10 protein-coding genes are annotated in these 13,212 nt (G+C 65.9%); 4 read left to right on the forward strand and 6 right to left on the reverse strand.

Features of this window, described 5'->3' with window-relative positions; genetic code table 11:
- Positions 1-2: 2 nt before the first annotated feature.
- The 3 genes from GTP41_RS14795 to GTP41_RS14805 form a co-directional block, all read right to left on the reverse strand.
- The gene (locus GTP41_RS14795) at positions 3-2,357 is read right to left on the reverse strand and encodes a histidine kinase dimerization/phospho-acceptor domain-containing protein (protein ID WP_161026329.1); all 2,355 of its coding nucleotides are present in this window, start codon (positions 2,355-2,357) and stop codon (positions 3-5) included.
- Between the two features lie 30 nt (positions 2,358-2,387).
- The gene (locus GTP41_RS14800; protein WP_161026330.1) at positions 2,388-3,257 is read right to left on the reverse strand and encodes a serine hydrolase; all 870 of its coding nucleotides are present in this window, start codon (positions 3,255-3,257) and stop codon (positions 2,388-2,390) included.
- Positions 3,258-3,412: 155 nt separating this feature from the next.
- Entirely contained in the window at positions 3,413-4,423 is a 1,011-nt protein-coding gene (locus GTP41_RS14805; RefSeq protein ID WP_161026331.1) for a sulfate ABC transporter substrate-binding protein, read from the reverse strand.
- A 164-nt stretch (positions 4,424-4,587) separates the two neighbouring features.
- Here GTP41_RS14805 and GTP41_RS14810 point away from each other — a divergent pair, with 164 nt between their 5' ends.
- From GTP41_RS14810 to GTP41_RS14820, 3 genes are all read left to right on the forward strand, one after another.
- Entirely contained in the window at positions 4,588-5,106 is a 519-nt protein-coding gene (locus GTP41_RS14810) for a GNAT family N-acetyltransferase (RefSeq protein ID WP_161026332.1), read from the forward strand.
- Between the two features lie 83 nt (positions 5,107-5,189).
- The gene (locus GTP41_RS14815; RefSeq protein ID WP_161026333.1) at positions 5,190-6,683 is read left to right on the forward strand and encodes an ATPase domain-containing protein; all 1,494 of its coding nucleotides are present in this window, start codon (positions 5,190-5,192) and stop codon (positions 6,681-6,683) included.
- Positions 6,676-8,214: a hybrid sensor histidine kinase/response regulator gene (locus tag GTP41_RS14820; RefSeq protein ID WP_161026334.1), complete on the forward strand. Its 1,539-nt coding sequence runs from the start codon at positions 6,676-6,678 to the stop codon at positions 8,212-8,214. The genes GTP41_RS14815 and GTP41_RS14820 overlap by 8 nt, the downstream gene beginning before the upstream one ends.
- Here GTP41_RS14820 and GTP41_RS14825 read toward each other — a convergent pair.
- The gene (locus tag GTP41_RS14825) at positions 8,211-8,432 is read right to left on the reverse strand and encodes a 2-hydroxymuconate tautomerase family protein (protein WP_161026335.1); all 222 of its coding nucleotides are present in this window, start codon (positions 8,430-8,432) and stop codon (positions 8,211-8,213) included. The genes GTP41_RS14820 and GTP41_RS14825 overlap by 4 nt on opposite strands.
- The gene (locus tag GTP41_RS14830) at positions 8,420-9,814 is read right to left on the reverse strand and encodes an MFS transporter (protein WP_161026336.1); all 1,395 of its coding nucleotides are present in this window, start codon (positions 9,812-9,814) and stop codon (positions 8,420-8,422) included. The genes GTP41_RS14825 and GTP41_RS14830 overlap by 13 nt, the downstream gene beginning before the upstream one ends.
- Positions 9,815-9,907: 93 nt before the next feature.
- Between GTP41_RS14830 and GTP41_RS14835 the strand changes: the two genes are divergently transcribed.
- Complete coding sequence (locus GTP41_RS14835; protein ID WP_161026337.1) at positions 9,908-10,762, forward strand: LysR family transcriptional regulator; 855 nt, start codon at positions 9,908-9,910, stop codon at positions 10,760-10,762.
- 97 nt (positions 10,763-10,859) lie between these two features.
- Here GTP41_RS14835 and GTP41_RS14840 read toward each other — a convergent pair whose 3' ends face one another.
- On the reverse strand, positions 10,860-13,088 hold the full coding sequence (locus tag GTP41_RS14840; protein ID WP_161026338.1) for an NADP-dependent isocitrate dehydrogenase: 2,229 nt from the start codon (positions 13,086-13,088) through the stop codon (positions 10,860-10,862).
- Between the last annotated feature and the right edge of the window lie 124 nt (positions 13,089-13,212).

Here is a 13,212-nt window from a genome sequence, read left to right on the forward strand (position 1 = left end):
CGTCAAGCGGCCTGCTCGCCCGAGCCCTCGGCCGCCTGCAGGTCGGCGTGGATGGCCTGCAGCACCGCGTCCAGCATCGGCGCCAGGCGCGCCAGTTCGGGCGCCGCGTCGGCGCCGCCGCGCAGGGCGTTCAGCACTTCCGCCGCCGCCTGGCGCAAGCCTTCCATGCCCAGCTGCGCCGCCATGCCGGCCAGCGTGTGGGCCAGCCGTTGCGCGCGCGCGCGGTTGCCGTGCGCCAGCGCGTCGCCGATGGTGGCGTGCAGCGCGGCCTGGCTTTGCAGGAACTGGCCCAGCGCTTTGTGCAGCTGCGCGCCATTGCCCTGCGCGCGCGCCAGCGCCCCGGCCATGTCGATGCCGCAGGCGCTCAGGGCCGGCCAGGCCGCCCGCGCCGCCGCCTGTGCCTCGGCGCTGGCCGACGCGGCCGGCAGGGCATGCCGGAAAAGGGCGGTGAAGATGAAGCGGTTGCCTTGCACCGGGTCGCTTTCCAGCAGCAGGTGGCCGCCCATCATGGCCGCCAGCTGGCGCGCCACCGACAGGCCCAGGCCGGCCGCGCAGTCGCCCTGCGACACCGGCTCGAACAGCTGGATGGCGGCGTCGCGCGCCACGCCGGTGTCGCGCACTTCGCAGCGCAGCACCGTGGCGCCCTGCTGCGCCGGCGCGCCTTGCGCGCCTTGGCCGCCGTCCTCGCGCTGCAGCACCAGCAGCACCTTGCCTTGCTCGGTGAAGCGCACCGCATGTGCTAAAAGGTGCTGCAGCAATTGCTGCAAGCGCGCCGCGTCGCCCACCAGCTCGGACGGCACCGCGGCATCGACCGCGCATTCCAGCTGCAAGCCCTTGACCTGGGCCGGCGCCTGCCATGCCGCGCAAGCCTGTTCGGCGGCCTGGCGCACGCTGAACACGCATTCCTCCATCTGGAACTTGCCAGCCTCGATGCGCGAGAAATCGAGGATATCGTTGAACATGGCCTGCAGGTTGGTCGCCGCCCCGTCCACCTGCTGCAGGTAGCTGCGCTGGCGCGCGTCGAGCTGGCCCTGCAGCACCAGCTGCGTCAGGCCGATGATGGCGTTCAGCGGCGTGCGGATCTCGTGGCTCATATTGGCCAGGAAGGAGCTCTTGCTGCGGTTGGCCATATCGGCCGTTTCCTGCGCCGCCGCAATGGCGCGTTCGGCCTGGCGCAGTTCCGTCACATCCAGCCCAAAGGAGAGCAGGGCGATATCGCCTTCCTCCAGCACCGTGTGGCGCCAGGCGATGCGCCGCTCGTCGCCGGAAGCGGTGGTCAGCATGTGCTCCTGCGCCGCCGGCATGGCGCGCAGCTGCTCCGGCTGGCCGCCGGCCGGCCATAGCGCGATGGCGGACATGGGCAGCAGCGGCAGGTCGCGCCAGACGCGGCCCAGCACAGCATGGCGCGCGCAGCCGGTCAGGCGCACCGCCGTGTCGTTAAACAGCAGCACTTCGCCGTCGCGCCCCAGGCCCAGCACCAGCAGGTCGGTATTGTTGGTCAGCTGATCCAGCAGGCGGCGCGTGCGGCGCAGCTTTTCGCCCGCCGCGTCGCGTGCCGCCGCCGCACCGACCAGGTCCTGCTGCAAGGCGTGCAGCGACAGCAGCAGCTCGCCCGTCTCGTCGTGGTAGGGTTGCGGCGCCGGCGAGGACAGGTCGCCCTGGCGCATGCGCTGCGCCACCGCCAGCGCCTCGGCCAGCGGCCGGGTGATGCTGCGGCTGATCAGCCAGGCCAGGGCCACCGCCATGGCCAGCGACGCTGCCAGGATGGCCAGCAGCAGCAGGCTGTCGCGCTCCACGCGGTCAGCCGCCTGGCCCTCGGTAAAGCGCGCGCGGCTCGCTGCCAGTTGCACCAGGTTGTCGACCACGCGCCGGTGCTGTTCGTAGCTGCGCTTCATTGCCAGCAAGGCATGCGCGGCGCGCGCGCGCTCGCCCAGGTCGAGCGCCGGCACCAGCTGGCCGAAGGCGTCGCGGTAAAAGGCGGCGGCGTGCAGATTGCTTTGCTTGAGGGTCTCGGCCAGGCTGGGGTCGAGCGGGCGGCTTTTCCAGTACTGCTCGCGCGCCAGCTGCTGCGCGTGCAGGGTGCGCAGGCGCTGCGCCAGCTGGTCGCGTTCCAGCTGGTTGCCGGCGGCGGCCAGCTGCTGCGCCACCAGGAAGGACTCGATGATGTAGAGCGGTGGCGGCAGCACGTCCGCGATCAGGTCCTTGCCCTGCACGACGTCGCCGTACAGCGGGCCGTTGACGCGCAATTTATCCAGCGTGCGGAACGACCAAAGCCCGTACAGCAGGAAGCCGCAGGCGAAGATCCCCACGAGGAGCGCCAGGCGGCGCGCGAAGCGCAGATTGCGCAGCAGGTCCATGGTGCCTCTCGGCAGAGAACCCCGTCGGGATCAGGTGCGGCGGCGACGGCGTTCGGATGAAGTGCGCGCAGCTTTCTTGCGCGGGCCGGATGCTTTCATCACCTTGGGCGCAGTGTCGCCCGCGAGCAGGCGGCGAATATTGAGCGCGTCCATCAGGCGCGCCGAATTGCCGCTGGCGTTGAGCAGTACCAGGGTGGCGTTGCGGCCGGCCTCGCTGATCCGCATGATGAGGCAGCGGCCCGCTTCTTCGGTGTAGCCGGTCTTCGACAGGCCGATGTCCCAGCCCTTGGCGCCGACCAGGCGGTTGGTGTTGTGGTACTCGACCTTGCGCCCCTTCATGGTCATGACTTCCTCGGTATCGGTCGACATGCGGCGGATTTCCGGGTATTTGGCGGCGGCGGCGGCCATCTTCACCAGGTCGGCGGCGTTCGAGGTGTTGTGCGGCGACAGGCCGGTCGGCTCGTCGATGCGGGTGCTGTGCATGCCGAGCTGCTTGATCTTGGCATCAACCGCTGCCTTGAAGGCGGCCGGGCCGCCCGGGAAGGTGCGCGAGAGCGAGGCGGCGGCGCGGTTGTCGGACGACATCAGGGCCAGCTGCAGCGCTTCGCCGCGCGAAATGGTGGCGCCCACCGGCACGCGCGAGGTGCTGTGCTTGAGGGTGTCGACATCGTCGCGGTCAATGCTGATCTGCTCCTGCATATCGAGCTTGGAGTCCAGCACGACCATGGCGGTCATCAATTTGGTGAGGGAAGCGATCGGGACCACGGCGGTGGCGTTTTTTTCGACCAGCACTTTGCCGGTCTCATCCTCAACGACCAGCACGGATTGCGAGCTCATAGGCGCGGCAAACACGGCGGCGGAGATCGACATCAGCAGGGCTGCGGTGATTTTCTTTAGCATGTTCGGAATTAGGGGATCAGTCGGGGGGGAATATTGCTGTATTAGGGGCAATATTCTAAATTCCGAAGATATCACTTATGGGTTAACTCGTCCAGCCAACGTCAATTATGCGCAACTTAAAGCGAAAAAAAAGCCGGCTAAGCCGGCTTTAAAATTCATTTAGACGAATAAATCTTGTCAAACTCCCCGCCGTCATCGAAGTGCTTCTTCTGCGCCGCGCGCCAGCCGCCAAACACCTCATCCACGGTGAAGAGCGTGATCGGCTTGAAATTGGCGGCATATTTCTTGAATACCGCTTCCGAACGCGGACGCAAATAATGCTTGGCGATAATTTCCTGGCCGGCGTCGGAATACAGGAAATTCAGGTAAGCGGTGGCTTCCTTGCGGATATTCTTTTTGTCGACAACTTTATCGACCACGGCCACCGGCGACTCCGCCAGGATCGACGTGGACGGATAAACCACCTCGAAGTTATCGCCGAATTCAGCGCGCACCATGCCGACCTCGTTTTCAAACGTCACCAGCACGTCGCCGATCTGGCGCTGGGTGAAGGTGGTGGTGGCCGCGCGGCCGCCGGCATCGAGGATCGGCACGTTCTTGAAAATCTTGCCCACCAGCTCGCGCGCGCCGGCTTCGTTGCCGCCTTTTTTCAGCACCGAGCCCCAGGCCGCCAGGTAGGTATAGCGGCCATTGCCGGCCGTTTTCGGGTTGGGGATGATCACTTGCACGCCCGGCTTGGCCAGGTCGCCCCAGTCCTTGATCGCCTTCGGGTTGCCCTTGCGCACCAGGTAGACCATGGTGGAGTAGGCTGGCGCGGCATTGTGCGGGAACTTCTTGGCCCAGTCCTGCACCACCAGGCCGCGATCGGCCAGCATGTCGATGTCATTGGCCTGGTTCATGGTCACGACCGACGCCTCCAGGCCGTCGGCCACGGCGCGCGCCTGCTTGGACGAGCCGCCGTGCGACTGCTTGATGGTGACCGCGACGCCGGTGCTCTTCTTATAGGCGGCGGCGAAGGCCGGGTTGACGTCCTTATACAGTTCACGCGCCACGTCATAGGACACGTTCAGCAGGGTCACTTCCTGGGCCGCGGCGAGCGGCGCCACCGCGACGGAAGCCGCGGCCAGGGCGGCACCCAGTGCAAATGCGAATTTGTTATAAGTCATGGCATTCTCTATTGTGAAAACAGATAAGCATGGTCTAGAATTCGGCGCCGAAAAGAAACTACTTATTCGTTATAAGCTTAGACAGGGTAGCGCAAAGCGGTGGCCGACGGGGATTTTGCCACTGGTGTATATTCCGCCTGTAAATTGCTTATCTGAGAGCATGCATGAGTTTTGAAATACGCCGCGCGGAAGCCAACGACGCCACGGCTGCCTGTGAGGTACTGCGACGCTCGATTACCGAGTGTTGTGTGCTTGACCATAAAAACGATCCCGCCATCCTGGCTGCCTGGCTCGGCAACAAGACCCCGGAGACGGTTGCGTCCTGGTTCGCCTCGCCCACCAATTTCGCCCTGGTGGCCACCGAGCAGGGCGCGGTGGTCGGCGTCGCCCTGTTGACGGCGGCCGGCAAGCTCGCCCTATGCTACCTGCTGCCGGAAGCGCGCCTGCGCGGCGCCGGCAAGGCCCTGCTGGCGTGCGTCGAAGCGCAGGCGTGCAGCTGGGGCGTCAAGGCCCTGCAGCTGCACAGCACCGCCAGCGGCGAGGCATTCTTTGCGCAGCAAGGCTACCTGCGTGCCGGCAATGTCCGCTCGCCCTATGGCGTGGAAACCGTCTTCTTCTGGAAGCAGCTGGACGGCAGCATCTGTGACGCCAGCAAACCCAAGCGCTTCTGCGGCTGCAGTTGAGCATTGCCCCGATTCAACCGTACCGTGCAATTTGGACACCACTGCTATAGTGTCTTATCGACAATCTCCGCGCGGGGTTCACCATGCTCCAACCGCAGAACAAGCACACCGAAACTTTTATCTCAACCGGTATCCCCGGCCTCGACGCCATCCTGGCAGGCGGGCTGACCAAGGACCGGCTGTACCTGCTGGAAGGCGATCCCGGCGCCGGGAAAACCACCATGGCCTTGCAATTCCTGGTGGAGGGCGCGCGCCTGGGCGAACCGGTGCTGTACATCACCCTGGCCGAGAACGAAGTGGAGCTGCGGGCGGTGGCCCGCTCGCACGGCTTCGTGATGGACGGTATCAGCGTGCAGGAAATCATCCCGGCCGAGAGCGTGCTCGATCCGGACGAGCAGTACACGGTGTTCCACCCGTCCGAAGTCGAGCTGGGGGAGACCAACCGCCGCATCCTGTCCTATATCGACCAGCTCAATCCAACCCGCGTGGTGCTCGATTCCCTGTCCGAACTGCAGTTGCTGGCCGGTAGCGCGCTGCGTTACCGGCGCCACGTGCTGGCGCTCAAGCAGTACTTTGCCAAGCGCGCCTGCACCGCGCTGTTCCTGGACGACCGGACTGCTGTCAGCGGCGACCAGCAGGTGCGCAGTATCGCGCACGGCGTGATTTCGCTGCAGCATGCCGAATCCGGCTATGGGGCCGAGCGGCGCATCCTGCGCGTGCTGAAGTACCGCGGCATCGATTACCGGCGCGGCCCGCACGACTACATCATTCAGCGCGGCGGCGTGGTGGCCTATCCGCGCATCGTGCCTTCCGAGTCGCGCGAGCGGCTGGCCCAGGAGCAGGTCTCCAGCGGGCGCGCGGAACTCGATACGCTGCTGGGCGGCGGTATCGAAGCGGGCTCCAGCACCCTGATTTCGGGGCCACCGGGCACCGGCAAGTCCAGCCTCGCCGCGCAGTTCGTCAAGACCGCGACCGAGCAGGGGCACATGGCGGCCATGTTTGTGTTCGAGGAGTCGCTCAACACCCTGCTGAACCGGGCCGACGGCATCGGCATGGACTTGCGCACCCCGCTGGCCAAGGGCTTGCTCAAAGTGCACCAGATCAACCCGGCCGAATTGTCGCCCGGCCAGTTCTCGCACCTGGTGTGCCAGGTGGCGGATGAGGGCGCGCGGGTGGTGGTGATCGACAGCCTGAACGGCTATATGAACGCGATGCCGGAAGCGCGCTTCCTCATCACCCATTTGCGCGAAGTGCTGACCTACCTGGGACAGCGCGGCGTGCTCACCTTCCTGGTCGGGGTGCAGCAGGGCGTGATCGGGCCGATGGGGTCGAGCGTGGACGTCAGCTACCTGGCCGACAATGTGCTGCTGCTGCGTTACTACGAAGCGTTCGGTGCGGTGCACAAGGCCTTGTCCGTGTTCAAGAAGCGCGGCAGCGCGCACGAGACGACGCTGCGCTCGTTCCAGGTCACCCGGCAGGGTATCCAGGTCGGGCCGGTGCTGGCCGGCTTCCGCGGCATCCTGACCGGGGTGCCGACCCCGGAGGGCAAGGCCGGCGGCGAGGCGGCGCATGGATAAAGTCGAACAGCGTATTGTGGTCTACGCGCCGGTGGGCAAGGACGCCCGCCTGATCGAGGATGTGTTGCGCTACGCGCAGCTGGAATGTGAAATCTGCTCGGCCCTGCCCCAGGTGGTGCCGCAGCTGGGGCACGGCGCTGCCGCCTTGTTTGTCATTGAGGAGGCGTTCAATGCCGACTTCCTGGCCGAGCTGACAAGCTTCCTGTCCGGCCAGCCGGCCTGGTCCGACTTGCCGGTACTGGTGCTGAGCAAGCAGGGGCTCGATTCCTCGGCCGTGCGCACGGTTTTCGAGCAGGTCGGCAATGTGACCCTGCTCGAACGCCCGGTGCGGCGCGCCACCTTGCTCAGCGCGGCGTTGTCGGCGCGCCGGGCGCGCCAGCGCCAGTATCAAATGCGCGAAGTCGACCGGCGCAAGGATGAATTCCTGGCCATCCTCGGCCACGAGCTGCGCAACCCGCTGGCGCCGATCCGCACCGCCATGGATGTGCTGAACACCATCCCCGACAGTTCGCCGCGCCTGCGCCACATCACCCAGGTGGTCGAGCGCCAGGTCAAGCACCTGACGCGCCTGGTCGATGATTTGCTCGACGTGGCGCGCATCACCAATGACAAGGTGGCGCTGAAATGCGAATGGGTCAGCCTGGACACGGTGCTGGAGCACGCGGTCGAGCTGTGCCGGCCGCAGCTGCTAGCCGGCGGCCAGCGGCTCGACGTGCGCCAGCCGCCGGGCAGCGTGCTGCTGTCCGGCGACCGCGCGCGCCTGGTGCAGAGCCTGGCCAATGTACTGGGCAACGCGATCAAATTTTCGCCGCCCGGCGCGCCGGTGGAATTGCGGGCCGAGGTCGATGGCGGCGATATCGTGCTGTCCGTGCGCGACCACGGCCCCGGCCTGGAGCCGGAAGCGCGCGCCCGCATCTTCGAATTGTTCGTGCAGGGCCAGGCCGGCCGCGTGCACGCCCTGGGTGGCCTGGGCATCGGCCTGAGCCTGGCGCAGCGCTTTACGCGCATGCATGGCGGCACGGTGCAGGTGCATAGCGGCGGCCAGGGCCAGGGCTGCGAGTTCGTGCTGCGCATGCCGATCGTGGTGGCGGATCGGCGCCGCCGGCCGCGCCCGGAACGGCGCGCCGCTGCCGACGATGCCGAGGGCCCGCTGCGCGTGATGGTGGTGGACGACAATGTCGATGGCGCCGAAATGCTGCAGGTGATGCTGGAAATGGACGGCTACCTGGTCGGCAAGGCGCATGACGGGCAGGGCGCGATCGCCCTGGCCGAGCGCTTCCATCCGCATGTGGCGCTGATGGATATCGGCCTGCCCGACATGCAGGGCTATGAGGCGGCGCGCCGCATCCACGCGCTGCGCGCGGATGACGACACGGTGTTCATCGCCATGACCGGCTGGGGCCATGAGGAGGCGCGCCGCTTGGCGGCGGAGGCCGGCATCCAGCATTACCTGGTCAAGCCGGTCGACCTGAATATGCTGCGCCAGCAGTTGTCCGATATCCGCAGCCGCGTCGCGCCGCAGGCCGGCTAGGCTTTCTGGGCCTGGGCGGCGGCCTGGGCGCGCAGGCTGGTCACGTTCTCATAGCCGATGCCCCAGTTGTCGGTCTCGACCTCGTCGATGATGACGAAGGTGGTGGCCGGATTCTTGTTCAGCACGCGCTGCAAGAGCTCGGTGGCGCCCTGGATCAGTGCCAGTTTCTGCTCGGCGGTGACGCCTTCCTTGGTGACGCGGAAATTTACGTACGGCATGGTGTTTCTCCTTGGTTGAAAAATGGTTGGGCCACGCAGCGCCAGGCCAGCATGGCGGCCAGCAAGAGCAGGGCGCTCGACACCCCAAGCGCCAGCCGGGTGCCGTGCAGGGCCGCAGCGGCGCCGGGCGCGGCGAGCAGGGCGCCGAACAGCGCCACGCCCATGGCGCCGCCGGCCTGGCGCGCGGTGTTCAGGACCGCCGAGGCGGTGCCCGCCTGGCTGCGCTCGACGGCGGCCAGGATCGACGTGGTCATGGCGGGCACGGCCAGGCCCATGCCGCCCGGGATGAGCAGCAGTCCCGGCAGCATGTCGAGGAAGTCGGCTTCGCTGGAAATGCCGAAGATGCCCAGCAGGGCGTAGCCGGCGGCGCTCATCAGGCCGCCTACGATCATCGGCAGCCGCACGCCCCGGCGCGCCTGCAGCCAGCCGCTGGCGATATTGGAAAAGATGAAGGTGCCGGTGAGCGGCAGGAAGATCAGCCCGGCCTGCAGCGCCGGATAGCCGCGCAACTGCTGCAGGTAGATGCTGAAGACGAAGATCACGCCGTAGTAGGCAAAGTTGACCAGCACGCCGAACAGCACCGCGCCGGAGAAGGCGCGCGCGGCGAACAGCCCGAGCGGCAGCATGGGTGCGGCGGCGCGGCGCTGGCGCCGGATGAAGAGGGCGCCCGCCGCCAGGGCCGCCAGCAGCGCGCCCTGCAGCAGCGGGCTACCCAGGCCGAGCGCGTTGGCTTCGATCACGGCGCCGACCAAAGCGGTCAGGGCCACGATGGCCAGCAGCTGGCTTGGAAGATCGATGCCGCGCGCCTGCGGCTTGGCGCGCACGGCGGGAACGGCGCGCACGGTCAGCCAGAAACCCAGCAGGCAGAGCGGGAGATTGACCCAGAAGATGGCGCGCCAGCCCGCCACGCTCATCAGCAAGCCGCCCAGCACCGGCCCGGCCGCGATCGACACGCCGCCGGCCGCCGTCCACCAGGCGATGGCCTGGGCCAGGCGGGCCCGGTCATCGGCATAGCTCGCGTTCAGGATGGCCAGCGAGCTCGGCACCATGAAGGCCGCGCCCACGCCCTGCGCCGCGCGGGCCAGGTTGAGCGCAAGCGTCCCGGGCGCCAGCGCGCAGGCCAGCGACGCCAGCGTGAACAGGGCAATGCCGGCGAGGAAGACGCGGCGCGCCCCCAAGCGGTCGCCCAGCACACCCGCCGACAGCAGGAAGACCGCGAAGCCCAGGGTGTACGCATCCACCACCCACTGCAGCGCCCCCACGCCGGCGCCCAGCTCGCGCCCGATGGCGGGCAGCGCCACGTTGACGATGGTCACGTCGAGCTGGACGATGATAAAGGCGAAACTGGCGGCAAGCAGGATGGCGGGTGATGGTCGGTGCATGGCAAAGCTCCTCGTTTGCCTGAACTATAGACTGCTTCCCGTATCAATAAAAATGAATAATAATGAAGCGATCAATCTCTCCTGGAGAATCGAATGGAACTCTCATCGCTGCGCATTTTCAAGACCGTGGCCGAAGAAGGCAGCGTGACCCTGGCCGCCGCCCGCCTGCACCGGGTGCAGTCGAACGTCTCGGCCCGCCTGACCCAGCTGGAGGAATCGCTCGGCGTGACCCTGTTTCACCGCGCGGGGCGGCGCCTGCTGATCACGCCGGAAGGCACGCGCCTGCTGGAATACGCCGACCGCCTGCTGCGGCTGGCGGACGAGGCGCAGATGGCGCTGCGCGGCGAGCAGGAACCGTCCGGCCAGTTGCGCATCGGCTCGATGGAAACCACCGCCGCCGCCCGCCTGCCGCGCGTGCTGGGCGCCTTCCACCGCCAATACCCGCAAGTGGACCTGGTGCTGGAGACCGGCCCCACCGACCACTTGGTGCAAGCCGTGCTGAACCACAAAGTGGATTTGGCGCTGGTGGCGGCGCCGATCGAACGCCCCGAGCTGGCGCAGGTGCCCGTGTTTGTGGAAGAGTTGGTGCTGCTGACCGACGCCCTGCAAGGCCCGGTGCAGGAACCGGCCGACGTGGCGCGCCGCACCCTGCTTGGGTTCCGCAGCGGCTGCTCCTACCGTCGCCGCCTCGAATGGTGGTTTGCCGACGCCGGCATCACCCCCACCCGTATCGCCGAGTTCGGTACGTTCGAAGCGATTATCGGCTGCGTCGCCGCCGGCATGGGGGTCGCCATGATGCCGCGCGAAGTGCTCAAGCAGCGCAGTCTGGGCCGCACCGTGCAATGCCACGACCTGCCCCCCGAAGTGGCCGCAGTCGAAACCCTGCTGGTCTGGCGCCGTGACATCCCGCACCACCCCGCGCGCGACGCCTTCGCCGCCAGCTTTTAAAAGAAAAACCGGTGCCAGGTCTGTCATTCGGACACGGGCTCTGCCGCAAGGCGGCAGAGCCCGTGTCCGAATGTCAGACCTGGCACCGGGGCGGGAATTACAGCGAAGCCAGCACGCTGTTGAAGGTGGCGCTTGGGCGCATCACGGCGGAGGTCTTGGCGGCGTCCGGCTTGTAGTAGCCGCCGATGTCCATGGCCTTGCCTTGCACCGAGTTCAGCTCTTCCACGATCTTCGCTTCGTTCTCGCTCAGGGCTTTGGCCACCGGGGTGAACTTGGCCTTCAGCTCGGCGTCGTCGTTCTGCGCTGCCAGGGCCTGGGCCCAGTACATCGACAGGTAGAAGTGCGAACCACGGTTGTCCAGCTCGCCGGTGCGGGTCGATGGCGACTTGTTGTTGTCCAGCAGCTTGCCGGTGGCTTCGTCCAGGGTCTTGGCCAGGATCTTGGCTTTGGCGTTGCCGGACTTGATGCCCAGTTCTTCGAACGACACGGCCAGGGCCAGGAATTCGCCCAGCGAGTCCCAGCGCAGGTGGTTTTCTTCCACCAGCTGCTTGACGTGCTTCGGTGCCGAGCCGCCGGCGCCGGTTTCGTACATGCCGCCGCCCGCCATCAGCGGAACGATGGACAGCATCTTGGCCGAGGTGCCCAGTTCCAGGATCGGGAACAGGTCGGTCAGGTAGTCGCGCAGGATGTTGCCGGTCACCGAGATGGTGTCCAGGCCGCGCGAGACGCGCTCCAGGGTGTAGCGCATGGCGCGGGTCTGCGACATGATCTGGATGTCGAGGCCGGTCAGGTCGTGCTCTTTCAGGTACACCTGCACCTTCTTGATCACTTCCGCTTCGTGCGGACGGTAGGTGTCGAGCCAGAACACGGCCGGCATGCCGGAGTTGCGGGCGCGGTTGACGGCCAGCTTGACCCAGTCACGGATCGGCGCGTCTTTCACCTGGCACATGCGCCAGATGTCGCCTTCTTCCACGTTCTGGGTCAGCAGCACTTCGCCGGTGGCCAGGTCGGTGATGTTGGCGATGCCGGCTTCCGGCACTTCAAAGGTTTTGTCGTGCGAGCCGTATTCTTCTGCTTGCTGCGCCATCAGGCCCACGTTCGGCACGGTGCCCATGGTCTTCGGATCGAAGTTGCCATGCCATTTGCAGAAGTTGATCATCTCCTGGTAAATGCGGGCGAAGGTCGATTCAGGCATGACTGCCTTGACGTCGGCGGTGCGGCCGTCGGCGCCCCACATCTTGCCGCCAATACGGATCATGGCCGGCATCGAGGCGTCGACGATCACGTCGTTTGGCGAGTGGAAGTTGGTGATGCCTTTGGCCGAATCGACCATGGCCAGCTTCGGACGGTTTTCCAGGCAGGCGTGCAGGTCTTTCAGGACTTCGTCCTTTTGCGACGCTGGCAGCTTTTCAATCTTCTCGTACAGGTTGGCCATGCCGTTGTTGACGTTTACGCCCAGTTCTTCGAACAGCTTGGCGTGCTTCTCGAACGCCTGCTTGTAGAAGATGCGCACGCAGTGGCCGAACACGATCGGGTGCGAGACCTTCATCATGGTCGCTTTCACGTGCAGCGAGAACATCACGCCGGTTTTGTAGGCGTCGTCGATTTCTTTTTCGTAGAACTCGAGCAGGGCTTTCTTCGACATGAACATGGAGTCGATGATTTCGCCCGCTTGCAGCGCGACCTTCGGTTTCAGGACGATGGTTTTGCCGGACTTGGTCAGCAGTTCCATCTTCACTTCACGCGCTTTGTCCAGGGTCATGGATTTTTCGCCGTGGTAGAAATCGCCGCCATGCATGTGCGACACGTGGGTACGCGAAGCCTGGCTCCATTCGCCCATCGAGTGCGGGTTCTTGCGTGCGTATTCCTTCACTGCCTTCGGCGCGCGGCGGTCGGAGTTGCCTTCGCGCAGGACCGGGTTCACGGCGGAGCCGATGCACTTGCCGTAGCGGGCTTTCAGTGCTTTTTCTTCTTCGGTCTTGGCATCTTCCGGATAGTCCGGCAGCTTGTAGCCGGCGGCCTGCAGTTCGCGGATGCAGGCGATCAGCTGGGAGACCGAGGCCGAGATGTTCGGCAGCTTGATGATGTTGGTGTCCGGGTTCTGGGTCAGTGCGCCCAGGGTGGCCAGGTTGTCAGGGACTTTCTGTTCGTCGGTCAGGCATTCCGGGAAGGCTGCCAGCACGCGGGCGGCGACAGAAATATCGCTGGTGACGACGTCAACGCCTGCAGGTGCCGCGAATTTTTGCACGATCGGCAGCAGGGAGTAGGTCGCCAGCAGAGGCGCCTCGTCGGTCAGGGTGTAAATGATTTTGGACTTTTCAGACATATTGATTCCCTCAAATGCGGATGATGTCCGCTTGGTATTCTTCCTGAGCGCGCCGGGTTCCGGCGCGCTGCGGGCGGGTGGCAGGTAGGCGATCGCCTACGGGCTAAGTCGCATATTGTACTGC

The sequence above is a fragment of the Pseudoduganella guangdongensis genome (assembly GCF_009857475.1).
Taxonomy (GTDB): Bacteria; Pseudomonadota; Gammaproteobacteria; order Burkholderiales; family Burkholderiaceae_D; genus Rugamonas; species Rugamonas guangdongensis.

What these genes read in the sequence shown, in the direction of transcription:
- GTP41_RS14795 (WP_161026329.1), bottom strand. Translation starts at nt 2,357, where the DNA reads ATGGACCTGCTGCGCAATCTGCGCTTCGCGCGCCGCCTGGCGCTCCTC.
- GTP41_RS14800 (WP_161026330.1), bottom strand. Translation starts at nt 3,257, where the DNA reads ATGCTAAAGAAAATCACCGCAGCCCTGCTGATGTCGATCTCCGCCGCC.
- GTP41_RS14805 (WP_161026331.1), bottom strand. Translation starts at nt 4,423, where the DNA reads ATGACTTATAACAAATTCGCATTTGCACTGGGTGCCGCCCTGGCCGCG.
- GTP41_RS14810 (WP_161026332.1), top strand. Translation starts at nt 4,588, where the DNA reads ATGAGTTTTGAAATACGCCGCGCGGAAGCCAACGACGCCACGGCTGCC.
- GTP41_RS14815 (WP_161026333.1), top strand. Translation starts at nt 5,190, where the DNA reads ATGCTCCAACCGCAGAACAAGCACACCGAAACTTTTATCTCAACCGGT.
- GTP41_RS14820 (WP_161026334.1), top strand. Translation starts at nt 6,676, where the DNA reads ATGGATAAAGTCGAACAGCGTATTGTGGTCTACGCGCCGGTGGGCAAG.
- GTP41_RS14825 (WP_161026335.1), bottom strand. Translation starts at nt 8,432, where the DNA reads ATGCCGTACGTAAATTTCCGCGTCACCAAGGAAGGCGTCACCGCCGAG.
- GTP41_RS14830 (WP_161026336.1), bottom strand. Translation starts at nt 9,814, where the DNA reads ATGCACCGACCATCACCCGCCATCCTGCTTGCCGCCAGTTTCGCCTTT.
- GTP41_RS14835 (WP_161026337.1), top strand. Translation starts at nt 9,908, where the DNA reads ATGGAACTCTCATCGCTGCGCATTTTCAAGACCGTGGCCGAAGAAGGC.
- GTP41_RS14840 (WP_161026338.1), bottom strand. Translation starts at nt 13,088, where the DNA reads ATGTCTGAAAAGTCCAAAATCATTTACACCCTGACCGACGAGGCGCCT.